The following is a 21,169-nucleotide window of genomic DNA, read 5'->3' as shown; positions in this document are numbered from 1 at the left end:
AGTTCCCGTTCGTAAAAAACCCCGGCACCGAGGTGCCCACAAAAGGAGACAGGCATGAAACTGAAATCGCTCGCTCTGACCGCCGCCCTGGTGGCCAGCACCCTCGGCGCCCTGCTCGCGCCATCGCTCGCACAGGCGCAGGCCAAGGAGCAGTTCTTCCCGCTCCTGGTGTACCGCACCGGCCCCTACGCGCCCAACGGCACGCCGTGGGCCAACGGCAAGCAGGACTACCTGAAGCTGGTCAACGCGCAAGGCGGCATCAACGGCGTGAAGATCACTTTCGAGGAATGCGAAACCGGCTACGCGACCGACAAGGGCGTGGAATGCTATGAACGCCTGAAGGGCCGCCCGGGCGTGGCGCTCTTCGATCCGCAGGCCACCGGCATCACCTTCGCGCTGACCGACAAGGTGCCCACCGACAAGATCCCGCTCGTCACGCTCGGCTACGGCCTGGCGGCCTCGCAGGACGGCGGCGTCTTCAAGTGGAACTTCCCGCTCATGGGCAGCTACTGGACCGCGGCCGACATCCTGATCCAGCACCTGGGCAAGAAAGAGGGCGGCCTGGACAAGCTCAAGGGCAAGAAGATCGCGCTCGTCTATCACGACTCGCCGTTCGGCAAGGAACCGATTCCGCTGCTGCAGGAGCGCGCCAAGATGCACGGCTTCGACCTGTCGCTGATTCCGGTGACCGCGCCCGGCGTGGAACAGAAGTCGGCCTGGCTGCAGGTGCGCCAGCAGCGGCCCGACTTCGTGCTGCTGTGGGGCTGGGGCGTGATGAACTCCACCGCGCTGAAAGAGGCCGTGGCCACGGGCTTCCCGCGCGAGAAGATGTACGGCGTGTGGTGGGCCGGCGCCGAGCCGGACGTGAAGGACGTGGGCGCCAACGCCAAGGGCTACAACGCGCTCGCGCTGAATGGCTCGGGTCCCGACAACAAGGTGATCCAGGACATCCTCAAGCAAGTGCACGACAAGGGCCAGGGCTCGGGTCCGCGCGACGAAGTGGGCTCGGTGCTCTACACGCGCGGCGCCATCATCTCGATGCTGAGCGTGGAAGCCGTCAAGCGCGCGCAGGAGCGCTTCGGCAAGGGCAAGGTCATGACCGGCGAGCAGGTGCGCTGGGGCCTGGAGAACCTGGCGCTCGACCAGAAGAAGCTCGACGCGCTCGGCTTCGCCGGCGTGATGCGCCCGGTGAGCACCTCGTGCCAGGACCACATCGGCTCGACCTGGGCCCGCATGGAAACCTGGGACGGCGCCAAGTGGAACATCGCGCCCGAGTGGTACCAGGCCGACGACCAGATCATCAAGCCGATGGTGAAGGGCGCCGCCGACAAGTACGCCGGCGAAAAGAAGCTGACGCGCCGCGAAGCCGCCGACTGCCAGTCTTGATGCACTGACACCCAATGAAAGTGCGGTGGCGGCTCGCAAGAGCCGCCATTCGCAAGGACGGCACCCCTGTGCTGTCCTTGCGAATGCTTCGGACCACACCATGAGCGAACCCAACATCCTTCTCAATGTCAACGGCATCGAGGTCATCTACAACCACGTGATCCTCGTGCTCAAGGGCGTGTCGCTCACCGTGCCCGAGGGCGGCATCGTGGCGCTGCTCGGCGGCAACGGCGCGGGCAAGACGACCACGCTGCGCGCGGTGAGCAACCTGCTCGCGGGCGAGCGCGGCGCGGTGACCAAGGGCACCATTGAATTGCGCGGCAACCGCATCGAGGCGCTGTCGCCGGCCGAGCTGGTCAAGCGCGGCCTCATCCAGGTGATGGAGGGCCGCCATTGCTTCGCCCACCTCACCATCGAAGAGAACCTGATGACCGGCGCCTACACGCGCACCGACGGCAAGGCCGCGGTGCAACAGACGCTGGACAAGGTCTACGCGTATTTCCCGCGCCTGAAGACGCGCCGCACCTCGCAGGCGGCCTACACCTCGGGCGGCGAACAGCAGATGTGCGCCATCGGCCGCGCGCTGATGGCCAACCCGACGATGGTGCTGCTGGACGAGCCCTCGATGGGCCTCGCGCCGCAGATCGTGGAGGAGGTGTTCGAGATCGTGAAAGACCTCAACACCAAGGAGCGCGTGACGTTTCTTTTGGCCGAGCAGAACACCAACATGGCGCTGCGCTACGCCGACTACGGCTACATCCTGGAGAACGGCCGCATCGTGATGGACGGCGAGGCCAAGAGCCTGCGCGAGAACGAGGACGTCAAGGAGTTCTACCTCGGCGTCGGCGGCGCGGACCGCAAGAGCTTTCGCGATGTGAAGAGCTACAAGCGGCGGAAAAGGTGGCTGGCTTGACGCGGCGATCGGTTGTCCAGGGCGCGATCACGCCGACGGGGCACCTTGCTCCGCGAATGTCCCCCGCCTTCGGCTCCTCCTTGATTTCGCTGCGCAAGGCGCCCCGCCGGCGTGACCGTTTCCAAGAGCGGTCGTTGATCGGTCGCACACCAGCCGCGCTTCCATGTGCACAGGGCATCGGGTGCTCCCCGCAGCGAAATCAAGGAGGAGGCCGCAGGCCGGGGGACATTCGCGGAGGGGAGTACCCGGTGGCCTGTGCACGCGCCCTGAACAACACCCGTCGGCAAGACGCTGAACTGAAAAGATAAAGGGTACGGACATGACCGACCACTACGACAAGCTCGAGATCCGCGACCCCGCCGAACGCGAGCACGATTTGCTCGCCGCGCTGCCGAAACAGATCGCGCAGGCACAGACAGCCACCTCCGCGTTCAAGAAGATCCTCGACGGCGTGAAGCCCGCGGACGTGACGACGCGCGAAGCGCTCGCCAGACTACCGGTCACGCGCAAATCGGAATTGCTCGAGTTGCAGAAGCAACGCCGCGCCGACGACCCCTTCGGCGGGTTCGCCTCGATCGTGCGCGGCCCGCGCATGCCGCGCATGTTCGCGAGCCCCGGCACCATCTACGAACCCGAAGGCGAAGCGCGCGACTACTGGCGCACCGCGCGGGCGTTGCACGCGGCGGGCTTTCGCAGCGGCGAGCTGATCCACAACAGCTTCAGCTACCACATGACCCCCGCCGGCTCGATCATGGAGAGCGGCGCGCGCGCCATGGGCTGCACCGTGTTCGCGGGCGGCACCGGGCAGACCGAGCAGCAGCTCGATGCCATCGTCGACCTCAAGCCCGAAGGCTATGCGGGCACGCCGAGCTTCCTGAAGATATTGCTGGAGAAGGCCGAGGAGAAAGGGCAGAAGCTGCCCTCGCTCACCAAGGCGCTGGTCTCCGGCGAAGCCTTTCCGCCGAGCCTGCACGACTGGATCGCCGCGCATGGCGTGAAGGGCACGCAGTGCTACGCCACCGCCGACCTGGGCCTCATCGCGTACGAGACGAGCGCGCGCGAAGGCCTGGTGATCGACGAAGGCGTGCTGGTCGAGATCGTGCGCCCCGGCACCGGCGACCCCGTGCCCGACGGCGAGGTGGGCGAGATCGTCGTCACCAGCTTCAACCCCGACTACCCGCTGGTGCGCTTCGGCACCGGCGACCTCTCGGCCGTGCTCGCGGGCACCTGCCCGAGCGGCCGCACCAACAAGCGCATCAAGGGGTGGCTGGGCCGCGCCGACCAGACCACCAAGGTGCGCGGCATGTTCGTGCACCCCTCGCAGGTGGCCGAGATCGCGCGGCGCTTTCCGGAGGTCCAGCGCGCGCGCCTGGTGGTCTCGGGCGAGATGGGCGACGACCAGATGACCTTCAGGCTCGAATGCGCCGGCACGCCGGCCGGGCTCGATGCGCGCATTGCCGATGCGGTGCGCGAGGTGACCAAGCTGCGCGGCACCATCGAGCTGGTGGCGCCGGGCACGCTGCCCAACGACGGCAAGGTGATCGAGGACGCGCGCAGCTACAAGTAGCGGCGATAGAACCGGCGCGTCATGGCGCGCGTGATCACCACCACCAGCGCCGCATAGACCAGCGCGAGCGCCACGGTGAGGCCGATGGCCCCGAGTGTGTTCGAGACGCGCAAGGAGCTCGCGTAGGCAATGAAGAACCATGCGATCGCGATCACGAGGCTCATCACCTGCACCAGCAGGAAGGCCGACACGGACGCGGCCACGGCCCTGAAAGGCCGCGCCGGCGACATGCCGGCGCGCGTACCGAGCCAGGCGCCCCAGAAAGCGAGCGCAAAGGCCGCGAGCCACGGAAGCACCAGGGTGAGCAGCAACCTGAGCGTGTTGTCATCCGACCGGAAAAGCCAGTTGGAGACCGCAAGGCTGCTCCACAGCTGCATCGACGCGAACAGCGCGGCGATCAGCCACATGACGGCGCGGCGCGGCAGTGCGCCGGAAACCTCGAAGGCCGCATCCTCCGGTGCACAAACCGGCACCTCCTGGCCGCGGCCGCGGCTCAGCGCGAGGCGTGCTGCAAGCCACAGGCCGAGCACCAGCACCGTCAGCTGGACAACGGACTGCAACAGCATGGCGGCGCCCATGCCGAGATAAGGCGAGTAGCCGGAGAACTCTTCGAAGCGGCCGCCGAGCATGAACAGCGTCCTGATCTTGAAGAACAGCGGTGTCAGGCCGTAGTAGCTGAACGCGACCACGAGTGCCCACACCGTTGCGAAGCGCAGCCTCGCATCGTGCGCCAGCGCCACGTTCGCCGCGCCGAGCCTTTCGAGCGCATTGCGTGCATGGCTCCAGCCGAGCACGGCCGACAGCGTCCAGGGCACCGCGAGGCCGGCCAGCATGCTGATCCAGACCTCCGGTTGCGCGTAGGCACTGCGGATCTGCTCGACGTCGGGCGTGAACCGCGTCAGCAGCACGACGGTGCTGATGACGAACATGGCCACATCGAGCCCCACTGCGATCAGCGCGAAGTCGCGGGGCAAGCGCAGCGCGCGCTCGTCGGAAGGGTTCACCGTCATAGGAATACTTTCGGATTGCGTCATGCATGCCGCGGTCGGCATGCGAAGACAACGAGCGTACCGGATGACGGTGCGAAGGCGCGTGGGCCTTGCGCTTGCCTCTTCGGGCTCAGTGCACGAGCGCGGCTTCGGCCGCTTCGGGCGCGGGCCCGACGTACACCGATTGCGGACGAATGAGCCTGCCGTTCTTCACCTGCTCGCGCGCATGCGCCACCCATCCGCTCACGCGGCCCGCGGCGAACACGCAGGTGAAGCTCTCGCGGCCGAAGCCCAGCGCTTCGAGCAGCAGCGCGGTGTAGAACTCGACGTTGGTCTCCAGCGCGCGGTCGGGCTTCTTCTCGCGCAGGATCGCGAGCGCGGCCTGCTCCGCCGCTTCGGCCAGTTCGAAGCGCGCGGCGTTGACGCTGCCCTCGGCGCTCAGCCGGCGCAGCGCGCCCTTGAGCGCATCGGCGCGCGGATCGCGCACGCGGTAGATGCGATGGCCGAAGCCCATCAGGCGCTGGCCGCCGGCCACCGCGCCTTCGAGCCAGTGGCGCGCATTGGCGGCGGTGCCGATGGCATCGAGCGCATCGAGCACCGGGCCGGGCGCGCCGCCGTGCAGCGGGCCCTTGAGCGCGCTGATGCCGGCGAGCACCGCAGATGCCAGGCCCGCGCCCGTCGATGCCACCACGCGCGCGGCGAAGGTCGAGGCGTTGAGGCCGTGGTCGCACACGGTGACCAGGTAGGTGTCCAGCGCGGCGGCCTGCGCGGCCGTGGGCGTGCGGCCGTGGAGCATGCGCAGCATGTCGGCGGCATAAGGCAGCGATTCGTCGGGTGCGAGGGCCTGCACGCCGAGACGCCAGCGCATCACGGCGGCCGTGTAGACCGCGGGCGCGGCGACCAGCCGCAGCGCGGTGGCGAGGTCATCGCCATCGGGCAGCCGCGCGAGCAGCGCGCGCACCGCTTCGATGGGCGGCATCTTGCGCAGCACCGCGTCGTCGTTGGGCTGAAGGCGCTCGAAGGCTTCGCGGCGTGCGCGGTCGAGGGCGCCGCGCAGGGCCGCGGCATTCGGCACGGTGTCGAAGAAGCCCTGGAACAGCAATGCCACCACGTCTTCGTAGCGCCAACGCTGCGCGATCTCGTCGAGCTGGTGGCCGCGGATCACCAGCCGGCCGGCCGCGCCGTCCACTTCGGACAGCACGGTATGCGCGGCCACCACGCCTTCGAGGCCATCGTTGTTGTTCATCGTTTCGTACTCCTGGGTTGTCACGATGACATCGATTCTGTCGGCGCTAACATTGACGTCAATCTTGATCCATTCCATCAACATGACCAAGGCACCCCTCTGGCTCCCCGCCGCCGCAGCGCTCGACCTGATGCAGGTGCGCCCGCAGACGCTCTACGCGAGCGTGAGCCGCGGCCGCATCCGCGCCAAGGCCGACGCGGCGGACCCGCGCCGCAGCCTCTATCACCGCGACGACGTGCAGCGCATCGCCGCACGCACGCGCGGGCGGCGCAGCAGCGAGACGGTGGCGAGCGAAGCGATCCAGTGGGGCGAGCCGGTGCTCCCCTCCGCGGTATCGACGGTGGCCGAGGGGCGGCTCTGGTATCGCGGGCAGGACGCCTGCGAGCTGGCCGGGCACGCGACGCTCGAAGAAGTAGCGGGCCTGTTGTGGGAGAGCGCAGCGCCGCGCTTCGTGGCCACGGCGTCCGGGCCGGCGCATGTCAAAGCCGCGACGCCGTTGCAGGGCGGTTTGCTCGCACTCGCGGCGCGTGCGGCGGCCGATCCGCCTTCGCGCGGCCGCTCGCGCAGCGTGCTGCAGGCCGAAGCGGCCGACGTGATCGGCACGCTCGCCGATGCGCTGCTGGGCCCGTCGCCATCGCACACTGCGCATCTGCACACGCGGCTGGCCGCGGCGTGGCGCCGTCCGCGCGCGGCCGACGTGCTGCGCCGCGCGCTCGTGCTGATGGCCGACCACGAACTCAATGCATCGACCTTCGCCGCGCGCGTGACCGCCTCCACGGGCGCTTCGCTCGCGGCCTGTTTGCTCACGGGCCTCTCCACGCTGACCGGCCCTCTGCACGGCGGCGCCGCAGCGGCAGTGCAGGCGTTGATGCGCAGCGTCGCGACGCTGGGCAGCGAGGCGGTCGTGCGCGAGTGGCTCGCGCACGACCGGCCACTCGCGGCCTTCGGGCATCCGCTCTATCCCGCAGGCGATGCGCGCTGCGCCGCGTTGCTCGAGGTCATCGAACTGCCGCCCGCCTTCGCCTCGCTGCGCGCCACCGGCGAGAAGCTGCTGGGCGAAGCGGCGAACATCGATTTCGCGCTGGCCGCGATGGCCGCCGTGCACAAGCTGCCGGCCGATGCGCCGCTGATGCTGTTCGCGCTCGCGCGCACCGTCGGCTGGACGGCGCACGTGCTCGAGCAGCAGGCCACGGGCCAACTGATCAGGCCGCGCGCCCGCTACACCGGGCCCGAACTCGCGCGCTGACGCGGCCTAGTGGATGGCCGCTTCGTAGGCGAGCTCGAACAGCTTGGTCATCTCGCGGTTGAAGGCCGGCAGGTCGTCGGGCTTGCGGCTGGTCACCAGGTGGCTGTCGACCACGACTTCCTTGTCGCTCCACTGCGCGCCCGCGTTCTGCAGGTCGGCGTGCAGCGAAGGCCACGAGGTCATCTTGCGGCCCTTGACGCCGCCCGCATCGATCAAGGTCCAGGGGCCGTGGCAGATCGCGGCGATCGGTTTGTCCGCCTCGACGAAGGCGCGCACGAAGGCCACGGCCTTCGGGTCGATGCGCAAGGTGTCGGGGTTCACGACGCCGCCGGGCAGCAGCAGCGCATCGAAGTCCTCGGGCTTCGCGGCGTTCAGCGGCACGTCGACCTGGAAGCTGTCGGCCTTGTCGTGATGGTTCCAGCCGCGCACGTTGCCGTCCATGGGAGAGACGATCTGCGTCTGCGCGCCGGCGCTGTCCAGCGCCTTGCGCGGCTCGGTCATCTCGACCTGCTCGAAGCCGTCCGCAACGAGGATGGCGACTTTCATTCCGTCCAGTGATGAGGTGGTGATAGGCATGGGAGGTGCTCCTTTAAGGGGTGTGAGTGGGTGAATTTCGGCGCGACGAAACTTCACCCTAGGCCCCCCGCCCGCGGCACGCATCGGCGTGCGCCGGGTCCGCCTGTCGGACAGTTCGACGGGCGGCAACCTTCTCTTACGACGCTTTATCGCCGAGCTATCGTCGAGCCTCTTCGCGCAGCGCCAACTACTTGCGGCAGGCGACCGGAAGCGCCTTGGCGGGCAGGCCGTCGCCGGCCGTGCAGTGCCAGTCGATGCCGTCGTCGGTGGCCGACGGCTCCATCTGCAGCGTGCCCTTGGAGGTCTTCACCTCCAGCACCATCGTGTCGGAATCGAGCTTCAGGACCGATCCGTCGGGCAGGGTGTCCGGCGCACCGGCGGCCTCGAGGGAATCGGGGATCTCCTGCTTGTCCTTGTAGTAGGTGCCGAGCGTCTCGCGCACCGGCGCGGCCTGGTACCACGCCTGCGAGACGACGGTGCGCGCCTGATAGTCCTGGTAGGCCGGAATGGCCACCGCCGCCAGGATGCCGATGATCGCCACGACCATCACCAGGGCGAGCGCACCGCCGCCCGCTCGGCCGGTGTTGGGCACGAAGATCGCGAGCACGTAGGCCAGCGGGTTGCGGCCCGGCAGCCTGGCGGCCGGATCGATGGCGCGCGCCACGCGCTTGGTGAGCCACGGGTAGCCGCCGATCAGTTCGTGGAACGAGGCCCAGAAGCCGCTGTTTCCCGCCGACTGGTCGGCGTAGCGCTGCAGGTCGACGTTGCGCCACTGCTGCGCGCCGGCGGCCAGCGCCACGAGCGCGCGGGGCGCCGAGTCGGGCTCCTCGCAGCAGGCGGCGCCGTGCAGGTCGCAGGTGTATTCCTGCGCCCGCGAATAGGCCGCGCCCAGGAGCGGCAGCCAGAGCACCGGCATGCGCCAGACGTGGCCCGTGAGGTGGCGCTGCTTGATGTGGCCCAGCTCGTGGCCGATGTAGAAGTTGATGCCGTCGGGCTGCGTTTCCATCGCATCGACCACGTCGGACAGCAGCACCACGAAGTCGCGCCCGAAGAAGCGGGTGGCGAAGGCGTTGAAGATGCCGTCGCCGTGCAGCAGGTAGGCCTCGGGCGGGTTCTCGATGCCCAGGTACCCGCAGCAGGCCTTGAAGCGCGCATGCAGCTCGGGCAGCTGGGTGGGCGAGAGCTTCACGGCCGTGCCCTTGATCCAGGCGATGACGGCCGACTGTGCGAACACATAGGCGATGAAGCCCAGCAGCACGTAGACGAGCGCGATGCCCAGGGTGCCCAGCACCAGCAGCCCCCAGATCAGCACGCCCAGGCCGAGCGTGATGTTGCCAAGCCAGCGCTCGCGCGGGTAGACCAGTGGGTCCATTGGAATTTCCTCCTCGATGCGGCCCCTGGGGACCTGCGTTGTTGTGGTTGTTTTTCGCGCCCCCCGGCGCGATCTGCGAGCGCCGATCATGCCCGAGGAAGGGGTGGATTTCGTCACGAACCTAAGGGCTATTCGGTATAGGTCAGGCCGTGGTCAGCCTATAAGATCGCGCCGATTTTCAAACTCAACCGTCCCGGAGACTTCATGAAGAAATTGCTTGCCCTTACCGCGATCGCCGCTGCCGCCGTCGGCGCTCACGCCCAGGATTTCCCCGCAGGCAAGACCGTCACCCTGGTGGTGCCTTTCGCCGCCGGCGGCCCGACCGACCGCGTCGCGCGCGACCTGGCCGAAGCCATGCAGAAGACGCTGGGCACCACGATCGTGGTGGACAACACCGCCGGTGCCGGCAGCTCCATCGGCACCGCCAAGGTGGCGCGCGCCAACCCGGACGGCTACACGCTCCTCTTGAACCACATCGGCATGTCCACGATGCCGGCGCTCTATCGCAAGCTCCCGTTCAACGTGGAAACCGACTTCGAATACCTGGGCATGGTCAACGAAGTGCCGATGACGCTGATCGGCAAGCCCTCGCTCCCGGCCAACAACTACAAGGAACTGACGACCTGGATCGAAGCCAACAAGGGCAAGATCAACCTGGGCAACGCCGGCCTGGGCGCCGCCTCGCACCTGTGCGGCCTCCTGTTCCAGAGCGCGCTGAAGGTCGAGATGACGCCGGTTCCCTACAAGGGCACGGCGCCGGCCATCGCCGACCTCCTGGGCGGCCAGATCGACCTCCTGTGCGACCAGACCACCAACACCACCTCCCAGATCGAGGCCAAGAAGGTCAAGGCCTACGCCGTGACCACGAGCAAGCGCCTGACCACGCCGGCCCTGAAGGACCTGCCCACGCTGCAGGAAGCGGGCGTCAAGGGCTTCGAAGTGTCGATCTGGCACGGCATGTACGCCCCCAAGGGCACGCCGGCGCCGGTGCTCAAGAAGCTGAACGAAGCCATCACGGCCGCCATGAAGGACCCGGGCTTCATCAAGCGTGAAGAGGCGCTGGGCGCGGTGATCACCACCGACAAGCGCACCGAGCCGGCCGAGCACAAGAAGTTCGTCTCGGCCGAGATCGCCAAGTGGGGCCCGATCATCAAGGCAGCGGGCGTGTACGCCGACTGATCTTCCCGATCGCCAGATGAAAAAGCCGCCGGCCCTTGGGACCGGCGGCTTTTTTCATGGCGGTGACAGCGGGAGAAAACTCAGGGCGTGACGGTCCAGACTTCGAAGTTCTTGCGCACGTCGACCTGGCGCGCGGTGCGTGCCACGAAGGTGAACGTGCTGAGCGAAGAGCCTTCGGCGTACTGGTAGCTGTTGTTGTTGGCCGGTGCGCAATGCGCATCGGGCAGCGGCGCCACCGGCACGCAATAGACGATCGCCTTGCGGTTGGTGTTGCGCACGGTCACGGTCTCGCTGAAGCGCGCGCCGCTCGGGCCCGGTGCGCGGCCGAACACGCTGAACGAGGTCGGCGCGAGCGCGCCGTTGGGCACCACCCAGGCGTCCAGGTTGCCGTCGGCGCTGAAGTCGGCGTTGTTGGGGTCCACCAGGCTCGTCGGGCCGAAGACGATGCCGCGCGCGCTGCCCTGGCTTTCCGCCAGCAGGTCGGCGCGCACCGCGGGCACCAGCTCCACCAGGGGCGTCTGCACGGCCTCGGCGATGGTCGGCACGCGGGAGAAGGTGCGCACGTACTGCACCACGTTCGGCGTCACGCCGTCCGCGCGGAAGAACTCCAGCTTCCACACCGTCTGGTCGGGAATCTTGCGCAGGTCCTCGTCGCCGATGAACGGGCTGGCGAAGAGGTTGGCGTTCTCGAAGTCGTTGGGGCTGCCCGGCTGCGCCGGATCGAGATAGCGCGCCGACATGCGCCAGATCGACGAGTTCAGGCCCGAGGCGATGGTGCCGTCCGGCGTGAGCACCAGCGAATTCAGGCCGCTCTTGGGCACCAGCACCAGCTGCCGGCCGGGCAGCGATTCGGTCGTGGCCACCACCTTCGCCAGGATCGGGTTGCCCATGCCGTCGCGCACGTTGTCCACCGAGAGGGCGTAGCCGACCGAATGGAACACCAGGTTCTGGTGCTTCAGGTAGTCCTTCTTCTCCAGCTGCGGCCGAACGAAGGCGCGGTAGGTGTCCGCGTTGCCGGTGAGCTTGAGCGCGCCGTCCACGACCCTCGCGTTGAAGACGTCGTTGTCGGTGTTGCCCAGGATGTCGGTCCAGCGATAGGTCAGCGCGATGTCGCCGTTCTTGTAGAAGTACTCGAAGTTGCCGCGGTCGTGCTTGAGGTTGGTCGGGCCGAAGCGGAACAGGCTGTCGAACGAGCGGCGCGCACCGCCGGCCACGCGGCCGATGGGAACGCCGGCCGCCACGAAGTTCTCCGGGCTGTCGCCCACGAAGAGCGTGCGGCATTCGGGCGCGACCACGTTGGCCGCGGTGCCGAACGCGTTGCCGTCCTGGTTGATGGGGCTGTTCACGCGCTGGTTGAGCGGCAGCGCATAGCAGGCGTTGATGCGCTCGAGCAGCGCCTGCACCATGGCCGGCGTAGGCGGCTGCACCAGCGCCGCCGCGTCGACGGCGGGCAACGGCGTGATGGTGGCGTCGCCGCTGCGGAACACGATGGACACGGGCGCCGTCTCCTCGCCGGCCGGCAGTGCCTTCACGGTGATCTCGATGTTGGAGGCCGCGCCGTCGGGGCGCACCGACACGTTGATCGAATCGAGCACGCGGTCCTGCCCCGAGCCGTTGGCCTGGAACTCGCCGCTCATCGGATCGATGCTCAGGTTCAGCGCCGTGAGCAGCGGCTGCAGCGCGGCCACGAGCTTGGCGACCTGGTCGCCGATCGAGCCGGCCGTGACCGCGCCGGCATCGGCCTGGATCGCGGCCGCGAGCTTGGACGGATCGCCGTTGGGCGCGAGCTGCGCCACGATGATGGTGGTCAGCGGCGTCACGTTGGTGGTGCCGGTCGCGGTGCTCGCGGTGGTGCTGTAGAGCGTCAGGTCGTCGCGCACGGCCTGGATCACCAGCGGCGCCTTGGTGCCCGCGGGCAGCGTGCAGGTGTAGGTGCCCTCGGGCGTGGTGGTCACTTCGCAGACCTTGGCGCCGGTCTGGTCGAACACCGTGAGCGCCGCGCCCGCGAAGGCCGCGCCGGTGGCAACCGTGCCGCTCAACGTGGTGCTGGTGGCCGCGGGCGGGTCGCCGCCGCCGTTGCCGCCCGAGGCCGGCGGGATGAAGCCGAAGCCGCCACCGCCGCCGCCCCCGCCACCCCCGCCGCATGCGGCGAGAAGCGCCAGGGTGACGATGGACAGGGCATGGGGGATCTTGCGGGTGAGATGTGGCATTTGTGGGCTCTTCGAAAAAGTTGAAACTCCGGACCTCCCGGGGTTCCGCAAACAATAGCTTTCACTTTTCGAAGAAAAAATGATGCAAATGCACCATTCTTGAAACACACGGGCCGTTGCGCAGGCCCAAACGAATCACCGGAACATGGGATGCGGTACCCCACCGCTGCGGGAAGACTCGGCCCATGCACCGTCCGGAACTGCACGACTTCAGCATGCTGCTGCTGCAGCTGTACCGGCTCTCGCACGAGTTGCCGATCGACGCTTTCCAGGATGCCGCGCTCGAACTGGTCAAGCCGGTGCTGCCCTTCGACGCGTCGATGTGGGGCACGGCCACCACCGCCGCCGAGGGCATCGACGTGCACACGCTGCACCTGCACCGCAAGACGCCCGAGATGATGATGGAGTACGACAACTTCAAGCACCTCGATTCCGCGGCCGCGAGCTTCTTCGGCAAGGGACACGGCACGCAGGGCTTTCATTCGAAAAGCTGGTGGAGCGGCCCCGAGTACGCGCCCTTCCTGGACTACGTGCAGCGCTACGACCAGAACAACATCTTCATCACGATGGACAGCGACCCGCGGTCCAATTTCATGCACTGGTTCTCGCTGTTCCGCGCCGACCCCGACGCGCACTGCAAGCCCGAGGAAGTGAACCTGCTGGCGAGCCTCTCGCCGCACCTGATGCAGGCGCTGGCGCTCAACCGCATCGTGCACCTCGACAGGCTGGAGGCCGGCGGCCAGGCGCCCAGCGGCTCGGCCATCGGCGACCTGCGCGGGGTGCTCTATCACGCCGACAATTTCTTCGAGACGACGCTCAAGACGGAGTGGCCGTCATGGCACGGCCGCACGCTGCCCGATGTGCTGCTCAAGCACTTCCTGCACGGCCAGGCGCGCTACAGCGGAGAGGCGATCGTGGTCACGCACCGCGTGGAGCAGCGCCTGCTGTTCCTCAAGAGCCGCATGCGCTGCCGCGCCGACAGCCTCACGCCGCGCGAGCACACCATCGCCGAGCTGCTGGCGCGCGGCGACACGCACAAGGACATCGCAGCCATCCTCAGCCGCTCGCCGGCCACGGTGCGCAACCACATCCAGTCGATCTACGACAAGCTGCAGGTGAGCAACGTGGCGGGGCTGATCCACGAGCTGCGGCTCGCTGGATGAGGCTCGCCCCCAGGCTCCGCGCACTTCGTGTCGCTTCTCCACCCCCTACCGGGGGCGACACCTGCAGCCCGGCAAAGCCGGTTCTGCGGTGTCCCGCAACGGGATCACACCAGCTGCATACAGTGCGCCTTACTTCGGCCGGACCGCATCCGCCGTCCCCTGGATGAACGCCTTGATGCTCTCGATGTCCTCGCCCGAAAGCTTGCCCGTGAAGTCGGGCATGCCGCGCGCCATGGCCGGGCCCTTGAGGATGAACTTGTCCAGGTTCTCGATGTAGGACGCGTCCATGTAGCCCAGGTTGGGAATGTTGCCGCCGCGGTCCACGCCCGGCACGCCGTGGCAGAAGACGCAGTTGCTCACGTAGAGCATCGTGCCGGCCTGCACCTTGGCGGGGTCGTACTTCACGCCCTGCACCAGCTTGCTCATGCGGTACTGCACGAAGTCCGGCATCTTCGCGGTGCCGCCGACCGCGAAGGTGTAGACCGTGCCCGGCCCCTGCTTCTCGGTGGCGCGCTGCGCGAGGCCGTACACGCCGCCCCAGCCCACGGCCACCGACACGTACTGCTTGCCATCGACCATGTACGTCGAGGGCGCCGCGACCACGCCGGTGCCGGTGGGCGTTTCCCAGAGCTTCTCGCCGGTCTTCGCGTTGTAGGCCAGGAGCCGCCCGTCGGCGGTGCCCTGGAACACGAGGTTGCCCGCGGTGGTGAGGGTGCCGCCGTTCCAGGGCGAGGCGTAGTCCACGCCCCAGGCCTCCTTCTGCGCCACCGGGTCCCACGCGACGAGGCGGCCGAACGGCTTGCTCGTGGGCGGCTCCACGTTGGCGAACTTGCCGGTGTTCCAGCCGAGCGCCGCATGCGGGCGGCCCGGTGCGTTCTGGTCGAACTTCCAGTCCTTGTCGTCCATGAGGTTCAGCGGCACGTGCTGCGCGGGCAGGTAGGCCAGGCCGGTCTGCGGGTTGAACGACATCGGGTGCCAGTTGTGCGCGCCGAACGGGCCGGGGACGCTGTCGCCGGGCTTCTCGTTCTGCCGCGCGGCGGCGATCTCGATGGGCCGGCCGTTCTTGTCGTAGCCGGTGGCCCAGTTCACGTCGACGAAATTTTTCGCCGAGATGAACTTGCCGTTGGTGCGGTCGATGACGAAGAAGAAGCCGTTCTTGGGCGCGTGCAGCAGCACCTTGCGCGCCTTGCCGCCGAGCTTGACGTTGGCCAGGATCATCGACTGCGTGGAGGTGTAGTCCCAGTTGTCGCCGGGCGTCTCCTGGTAGTGCCACACGTACTTGCCGGTGTCCGGGTCGAGCGCGACCACCGAGCCCAGGTACAGGTTGTCGCCGCCCTTGGGGCTGCGCGCCTTGTGCGCCCAGGGCGAGCCGTTGCCGGTGCCCACGTACATCAGGTTGAGCTCGGGGTCGAAGGCGAAGCTGTCCCACGCGGTGCCGCCGCCGCCGGCCTCCCAGTATTTGCCGCTCGGGTCCCAGGTCTTGGCGGCGCGCGCCATCGATTCGTCCTCGAAGGGCTTGGCCGGATCGCCGGGCACCACGAACCAGCGCCATTTCTGGTCGCCGGTCTTCGCGTCGTAGGCGGTGACGTAGCCGCGCACGCCGTACTCGGCGCCGCCGTTGCCGATGATGACCTTGCCCTTGAAGACGCGCGGCGCGCCGGTGATGGTGTAGCTGCCCTTCTGCCCTTCGATGGTGTTCTTCTCCCACACCTTCTGGCCCGTGGCCGCATCGAGCGCGATGAGCCGGCCGTCGTAGGCGGCCACGTAGACCTTGCCTTCGTGGATCGCCACGCCGCGGTTCACCACGTCGCAGCAGCCCCTGAAGCCTTTGGACTTATCGACCTGCGGATCGAAGGTCCAGAGCTTCTGCCCCGTGCGGGTGTCCACGGCATGCGCCACGCTCCATGAAGCGGTGACGTACATGATGCCGTCCACCACCAGCGGCGTGGATTCGACCCCGCGCGTCGATTCGAGGTTGTACGACCAGACCAGCCCGAGCTCTTTCACGTTGCCCGCATTCACCAGGTCGAGCTTGCTGAAGCGCGACTCGGCGTAGTCGAGACCCACGCTGGGCCAGTCGGGGGTTTTCTGCGCCGCGTTGGCGCGGATGAAATTGCCGTCGACTTTCTTCGCAGCGGCAGCAGCGCGGTCCTGCGGACTCCGGGTTTGGGTCTGGGCTGTGGCCATCGACGCGCCCAGGCACAGCAATGCGCCGGCCAGCAGGCGCAGCCCGGTGGTGGTTTTTTTCATCGTGGGTCTCCTTGTGCTGCAAGGATCGTTCGCGCAACGCCGTCGTTCACCTTCGGGATTTCCCCAATCGAGCCTTGTTCCATTGCGGAACACATTGGGCGGGGTTCCCGGTTCCAGGGAGGCATCGAACACCATGACCATCGAGACGTTCGGCACGGCGGATGCGCCGCGCCAACTCTTCGCCAGCACGCCCGCGCAGCGCGTGGCGCTTGCGCGGCGGCAGTTCTTCGAGGAAGGCGTGCGGCCCTCGGGCCTCATCGGCGAAGCGGTGCTGCAGTCGTGGATGCGCTGCACCCGCACCCATGCCGACCGCCAGCGCATCGTGCCCTTCGATGCCGTGACGCCCAGCCGCCTGCACGCCACGCTCGCGCGCAACCGCGAGCTGCTCGACGTCGCGCGCCAGGAACTTGGGCAGATGGAGCACGCGCTCGCGGGCACCGACTGCCGCGTGCTCCTCACCGACCGCGAAGGCGTGGTGGTGCACGTCACCCAGCAGCCGTGCGCCGGGCACCAGCCGGTGCTGCGCAAGACCGCGCGCGTGGGCGTGAACATCTCCGAGCGCATCGTGGGCACGACCGCGCCCGGCATCGTCGCGAGCACCGGGCAGGCCTGCACCGTGGATGGCGCGGAGCACTACTTCGACGTGCTGCGCGAGATGCAGTGCGCGGCCGCGCCGATCCGCGACGTGACGGGGCGATTGGCCGGCGTGCTCGACCTCACGATCGAGGCGCGGCGCTTCGGCTTCGATGCGGCGTCGATGGTGGCGCTGTACGCGACCACGATCGAGAACCGCTTGCTGCAGGCGCAGTCGCGCGACCACCTCATCCTGCGTTTCCAGGCGAGCCCCACGCTGCTGGGCACGCCGCTCGAAGCGCTCGCGGGCATCGCGCCGGACGGCACGATCGCGTGGCTCAACAACGCGGGCGCGCGCCTGCTCGGGCGCTTGCCCGAGGCGGCGGACGAGCGCGATGTCGAATGCCTGCTGGGGCACGACCTTGCGAGCCTGCTGCGGCTGGGGCGCCGCGAATCCGCGCAGCCGTTGCGGCTCGCGAGCGGCCTCGGCGTATGGGTGCAGGCGCATCTGAAGCGCGCGGACGGGGTGGACTTCCAGCACGCGGTGGCGATGCCGGGCGTGCAGGCGCCGAAGCCCATCGCGCATTCGGAGGATGCGGCGACTGCGCCAGCGCTCGCGGCGGCTACCGATGTGCCGCACACCGAGACGCTGCAGGAACACAGCCGCAAGCTGATCGAGGAAACGCTGGCCGTGCACGGCGGCAACGTGTCGCAGGCCGCGCGTCAACTCAATGTGTCGCGCGGCACGCTGTACCGCCGCATGCGCGGCTGGACGTCCTAGCGGCCCGCGCAGGCCGGCGGGTCAATCGCCATCGCGGCCCGACGACGGCGCCGCCGACTTGGCTTCGAGCAGCACGCAGATCGCACGCACCTGCTGGTGGATGATCTTGGCCACCTCCGCGCGCCGCGCCGGCCCCATGCGGCTGGAGATGGCCGCCACGCTCACCGCCGCGATCGGGTTGTCGGGCGGAAAGGCCACGCCGATGGCCGCCGCGCCGGGCGTGGCCGCGCTGTCCAGAAAGGAATAGCCCTGCGCGCGCGTCTGCGCGATGGCCTCGCGCAGAAAACCCGGCTCGAACGCACCGAACTTGGCATAGCGCGCCTCGTTGGCCGCGACGATCAGCTCCGCTTCGGCCTCGGGCAGCGCGCTCAGGATCGCAAGGCCGCCGGCGCCCACGCCCATGGGCCGGCGAATTCCCACATCGAGCGTCAGCGCCTTGATCGGGTAGGCGCCCAGCGCGCGGCTGGTGCAGATGGATTCGGGCCCTCGCCGCTCACTCAGGTAGACCGTGTCGTGCGTCTGCTCGGCGATGACGCGCAGCGCCTCGTCGCACAGCTCGCTCAGCTGGTAGTGCGGCTGGGCCAGCATGCCCAGCTCGTACAGGAGCGGCCCCAGGTGGTACTTGCGGGTGAGCAGGTCGCGCACCAGGAGCCCTTCCACTTCCAGCCTCTGCAGCATGCGAAAGCACGTGGACATGGGCAGGCCGCTCAGGCTCACGACATCGGCGATGCGCATGCCGCGCCGGCCGCGCGACGCCACCACGCGCAGCATGCCCACCACGCGCTCGATGCTCTGCGTGCCCGAGCGCGCGCCGCTGGCGGGCAGGGGCTGAGGTGCGGCGTTCTTCACGGTGGTGGTTCGGCGTTTAGTTTCCACAATGCGGCAGTAATTGGGGTTGTTCCTCAAGAGCGGGGAAAGTCGCTCGAATGTAATAGGTATCTCGAACCCACCGAACTCCCATATCGTGGAAGTGAAGAAGATGCCCCAGACGATGACAGAGAAGATCCTCGCCCGCGCCGCCGGCCGGCCGGGCGTGGTGCCCGGCGAAGAGATCACGGCGCGGCCGGACTTCGTGATCGCCTACGACTTTCCCGGCTACACCGACGTGTTCTTCAAGGAGACGCGCGAGGACTTCGGGATCGAGAAGGTGTCCAGCCCCGAGCGCTTCGTGCTCTTCATCGACCACATGGTCCCGGCCACCGCGCCCAAGGAAGAAGAACTGCACAAGATCACCCGCGCCTGGGGCAAGGAACAGGGCGTGCCGGTGCACGAACGCGAGGGCATCGGCCACCAGGTGGCCGCCGAGCTGGGCTACGCCACGCCGGGCGCCTTTGCCGTTCACTTCGACGGCCATGTGAGCCAGCTGGGCGCCTTCGGCACCTTCGCCTTCGGCGCGCGAAAAGGCGTGCTCGAATCTTTCGTGACCGAGACGCTCACCATGACCGTGCCGGCGACCGTGAAGGTCGAGCTGGTGGGCGCGCTCCAGCCCGGCGTGATGGCGCGCGACGTCTTTCACCACATGGTCCGCGTGATGGGCCCGGCCTCTTGCCGATTCAAGGTGGTGGAGCTGTGCGGACCGGTGATCGACGCGATGAGCATCGAAGGGCGCCAGACCATCTGCGGCCAGGCCATGTTCCTCGGCGCGACCACCATGCTCATCGCGCCCGATGCGAAGACGCTGGCCTACGTGCAGGGGCGCTCGAAGATCGCGCTGGACCCGGTGTACCCCGATGCCGATGCGCACTACGACCAGGTGGTGACGATCGACGTCTCGGCGCTGGAGCCCATCGTCGTGATTCCCCCCAGCCCCGCCAACACGCGGGACCTGAAGGATTTCACCGGCGTGGAGGTGCACACCGGCTACCTCGGCTCGTGCGCGAGCGGCCGGCTCGAGGACCTGCGCATCGCGGCCGAGGTGCTGCGCGGCCGGCACATCCAGCCGGGCTTCCAGCTGCATGTCGTGCCCACCTCCAAGGCCATCATGGCGGCCGCCGCGCGCGAAGGATTGATCGAGGTGCTGGTCGAGGCGGGCGCCTTCATCAGCTCGCCCAGCTGCGACTATTGCTTCGGCCGCATCGCCACCATGACCGACGGCCAGCGCGCCGTGTCCACCGGCACGCTGAACACGCCGGGGCGCATGGGCAGCGTGGATTCGGAGATCTACATCTGCAATGCGGCCGTGGTGGCCGCCTCCGCGCTGGAAGGCCGCATCGCCGATCCGCGTCCTTATCTGACGCAAGCGGCAGGAGCGCTCGCATGAGCCTCGCGAACCTGCGCGGCCGCGCGGCCTGGGTCTTCGAGGAAGACGACTACGACATCGACCTCATCGTGGGCGTGCGCAACATCAAGATCACCGACGTGAAGGAGCTGGCCGCGCTGGCCATGGCCGACTACACGCCGGGCTTCGCGGCCACCGTGCACAAAGGTGACTTGCTGATCGGCGGCCACAACTTCGGCTACGGCCACCCGCACTACCCGGCCATGCGCGCGATGCGGCACCTGGGCATCGCCGCGGTGATCGCCGAATCGTTCTCGCCCGGTTTTTTCCGCGGCGAGACGAGCATGGGCTTTCCGCTCGTGAGCTGCCCGGGCATCCGCGCAGCGACGGCGCGCGGCGACGAGCTCACGGTCGACTGGGCCGCGAGCGAAGTGAAGAACCTGCGCTCGGGCCAGACCTTGATGCTGCAGCCCTTCTCCGATTCCGAGCGCGGCATGCTGGATGCGGGCGGCCTCATTCCCTATCTGAAGCGCCGCACGGCCTGACCTTTTTTCTGCAAGCCCATGGCGCAGCGCCCATGCCGGGCCGCGGCGCACTTTTTTTCAGGAGACAAACGATGACCTCATCTCGCCAGGCACTGCGCCAGCGCATCACCCACGGCCCCACCCTCTGGTGCGGCGGCGCGCAGGACGCGTTGTCGGCACTGCTGGTGGACCAGTCGGACTTCGACGGCATCTTCAGCACGGGCTTCGGCATCTCGGCCGCGCTGCTGGGCCAGCCCGACATGGAGCTGTACACGCTCAGCGAGAACGTGGCCACAGTGAACCGCATGGCCAACGTCGTGCGCAAACCCATCTTCGTGGACGCGGACACGGGCTACGGCAGCGTGCTCAACGTGGGCCGGGCGGTGCGCGAGTTCGAGAAGGCCGGCGCCGCGGCGCTGCAGCTGGAAGACCAGGTCAGCCCCAAGCGCTGCCCCGCCGCTGCGGCGCCCTCCACGCTGGTGTCGATCGACGACGCGCTCGCGCGCATCAAGGCCGCGCTCGATGCGCGCACCGACCCGGACCTCCTGATCGTCGCGCGCACCGACGCGCAGGACCCCGGCGAGGCGCTGGAGCGCGCCGCACGCTACGCGGAGGCCGGCGCCGATTTGATCCAGCCCATCTCGCGCACCTTCAACAGCTTTCAGCAACTCGTGCAGCTGCGCGAAACCTGCGGCCGTCGGCTGTCGCTGATGCTGATGGCCGGCACCTGGATGACCGCGCTCACCCGCGAGCAGATCGAGAGCGTGGCGGCGTTTGCCAGCTATCCGATCGCCGGCCTGCTGACCACCGTGCACACGGTGCAGGCCAATCTGCGCGAGCTGGCGCGCCGCCGCTCGGGCGATTTCGCCGACCTGCCGTTTGCGCAGACATCGATGACGGACTTCAAGGACCTCATCGGCTGGCACGCGCTCGAAGAGCGGCAGGCCCGCTACGAAACCGGCGGCGGCCACTGAGC

17 protein-coding genes are annotated in these 21,169 nt (G+C 68.3%); 10 read left to right on the top strand and 7 right to left on the bottom strand.

The genetic code is table 11. The annotated features are described in order from the left end of the window. Positions 1-54 precede the first annotated feature (54 nt). The 3 genes from ACZYRS_RS02900 to ACZYRS_RS02890 all read left to right on the top strand — a co-directional run bounded on the left by ACZYRS_RS02900 (position 55) and on the right by ACZYRS_RS02890 (position 3,866). Complete coding sequence (locus ACZYRS_RS02900) at positions 55-1,386, top strand: ABC transporter substrate-binding protein (protein ID WP_198788770.1); 1,332 nt, start codon at positions 55-57, stop codon at positions 1,384-1,386. 100 nt (positions 1,387-1,486) lie between these two features. Further along, positions 1,487-2,299, top strand: coding sequence for an ABC transporter ATP-binding protein (locus tag ACZYRS_RS02895; RefSeq protein WP_198788771.1), 813 nt, complete (start codon positions 1,487-1,489; stop codon positions 2,297-2,299). Positions 2,300-2,618: 319 nt separating this feature from the next. Next, positions 2,619-3,866, top strand: coding sequence for a phenylacetate--CoA ligase family protein (locus ACZYRS_RS02890; RefSeq protein WP_463418053.1), 1,248 nt, complete (start codon positions 2,619-2,621; stop codon positions 3,864-3,866). On the opposite strand, the gene ACZYRS_RS02885 is transcribed toward ACZYRS_RS02890, so the two are convergent. Both ACZYRS_RS02885 and ACZYRS_RS02880 read right to left on the bottom strand, forming a co-directional pair. Beyond that, positions 3,857-4,876 (bottom strand): hypothetical protein, encoded by a 1,020-nt coding sequence (locus ACZYRS_RS02885; RefSeq protein WP_463418052.1) that lies wholly within the window; start codon positions 4,874-4,876, stop codon positions 3,857-3,859. The genes ACZYRS_RS02890 and ACZYRS_RS02885 overlap by 10 nt on opposite strands. Positions 4,877-4,985: 109 nt before the next feature. After that, positions 4,986-6,101: a citrate synthase/methylcitrate synthase gene (locus tag ACZYRS_RS02880; protein ID WP_463418051.1), complete on the bottom strand. Its 1,116-nt coding sequence runs from the start codon at positions 6,099-6,101 to the stop codon at positions 4,986-4,988. A gap of 82 nt (positions 6,102-6,183) precedes the next feature. On the opposite strand from ACZYRS_RS02880, the gene ACZYRS_RS02875 reads away from it, so the two are divergent. After that, entirely contained in the window at positions 6,184-7,347 is a 1,164-nt protein-coding gene (locus ACZYRS_RS02875; protein ID WP_463418050.1) for a citrate synthase, read from the top strand. Between the two features lie 6 nt (positions 7,348-7,353). On the opposite strand, the gene ACZYRS_RS02870 is transcribed toward ACZYRS_RS02875, so the two are convergent. Then, positions 7,354-7,923 (bottom strand): type 1 glutamine amidotransferase domain-containing protein, encoded by a 570-nt coding sequence (locus tag ACZYRS_RS02870; protein ID WP_463418049.1) that lies wholly within the window; start codon positions 7,921-7,923, stop codon positions 7,354-7,356. 187 nt (positions 7,924-8,110) lie between these two features. Further along, entirely contained in the window at positions 8,111-9,295 is a 1,185-nt protein-coding gene (locus ACZYRS_RS02865; RefSeq protein ID WP_463418048.1) for a M48 family metalloprotease, read from the bottom strand. A 204-nt stretch (positions 9,296-9,499) separates the two neighbouring features. Here ACZYRS_RS02865 and ACZYRS_RS02860 point away from each other — a divergent pair, with 204 nt between their 5' ends. Next, on the top strand, positions 9,500-10,474 hold the full coding sequence (locus tag ACZYRS_RS02860; RefSeq protein WP_463418047.1) for a tripartite tricarboxylate transporter substrate-binding protein: 975 nt from the start codon (positions 9,500-9,502) through the stop codon (positions 10,472-10,474). A gap of 80 nt (positions 10,475-10,554) precedes the next feature. Here the strand turns inward: ACZYRS_RS02860 and ACZYRS_RS02855 are convergent, their stop codons facing one another. Further along, the gene (locus ACZYRS_RS02855; protein WP_463418046.1) at positions 10,555-12,684 is read right to left on the bottom strand and encodes a carboxypeptidase regulatory-like domain-containing protein; all 2,130 of its coding nucleotides are present in this window, start codon (positions 12,682-12,684) and stop codon (positions 10,555-10,557) included. Positions 12,685-12,869: 185 nt separating this feature from the next. Here ACZYRS_RS02855 and ACZYRS_RS02850 point away from each other — a divergent pair, with 185 nt between their 5' ends. After that, the gene (locus tag ACZYRS_RS02850; RefSeq protein WP_463418045.1) at positions 12,870-13,847 is read left to right on the top strand and encodes a helix-turn-helix transcriptional regulator; all 978 of its coding nucleotides are present in this window, start codon (positions 12,870-12,872) and stop codon (positions 13,845-13,847) included. Positions 13,848-13,976: 129 nt separating this feature from the next. On the opposite strand, the gene ACZYRS_RS02845 is transcribed toward ACZYRS_RS02850, so the two are convergent. Beyond that, a complete protein-coding gene (locus tag ACZYRS_RS02845) occupies positions 13,977-16,097 on the bottom strand; it encodes a PQQ-dependent dehydrogenase, methanol/ethanol family (RefSeq protein ID WP_463418044.1) in 2,121 nt (706 codons plus the stop codon). A 133-nt stretch (positions 16,098-16,230) separates the two neighbouring features. Here ACZYRS_RS02845 and ACZYRS_RS02840 point away from each other — a divergent pair, with 133 nt between their 5' ends. After that, entirely contained in the window at positions 16,231-17,451 is a 1,221-nt protein-coding gene (locus ACZYRS_RS02840; RefSeq protein ID WP_463418043.1) for a helix-turn-helix domain-containing protein, read from the top strand. Positions 17,452-17,472: 21 nt separating this feature from the next. Here ACZYRS_RS02840 and ACZYRS_RS02835 read toward each other — a convergent pair whose 3' ends face one another. Beyond that, on the bottom strand, positions 17,473-18,300 hold the full coding sequence (locus tag ACZYRS_RS02835; RefSeq protein ID WP_463418042.1) for an IclR family transcriptional regulator: 828 nt from the start codon (positions 18,298-18,300) through the stop codon (positions 17,473-17,475). A 142-nt stretch (positions 18,301-18,442) separates the two neighbouring features. Between ACZYRS_RS02835 and ACZYRS_RS02830 the strand changes: the two genes are divergently transcribed. From ACZYRS_RS02830 to ACZYRS_RS02820, 3 genes are all read left to right on the top strand, one after another. Next, the gene (locus ACZYRS_RS02830) at positions 18,443-19,711 is read left to right on the top strand and encodes a 3-isopropylmalate dehydratase large subunit (protein ID WP_463418041.1); all 1,269 of its coding nucleotides are present in this window, start codon (positions 18,443-18,445) and stop codon (positions 19,709-19,711) included. Beyond that, positions 19,708-20,214 carry a LeuD/DmdB family oxidoreductase small subunit gene (locus tag ACZYRS_RS02825; protein WP_463418040.1) on the top strand — a complete coding sequence of 169 codons (507 nt, stop codon included), beginning with the start codon at positions 19,708-19,710 and terminating at the stop codon, positions 20,212-20,214. Before ACZYRS_RS02830 ends, ACZYRS_RS02825 begins: the two co-directional genes overlap by 4 nt. A 71-nt stretch (positions 20,215-20,285) precedes the next feature. Further along, positions 20,286-21,167 (top strand): isocitrate lyase/PEP mutase family protein, encoded by an 882-nt coding sequence (locus ACZYRS_RS02820; protein ID WP_463418039.1) that lies wholly within the window; start codon positions 20,286-20,288, stop codon positions 21,165-21,167. The last annotated feature ends 2 nt before the right edge of the window (positions 21,168-21,169 follow it).

The sequence above is a fragment of the Variovorax sp. AC194 genome, from assembly GCF_979257995.1.
The sequence above is the reverse complement of the archived record's forward strand: the minus strand, read 5'-3'. Positions and strand labels throughout refer to the sequence as shown.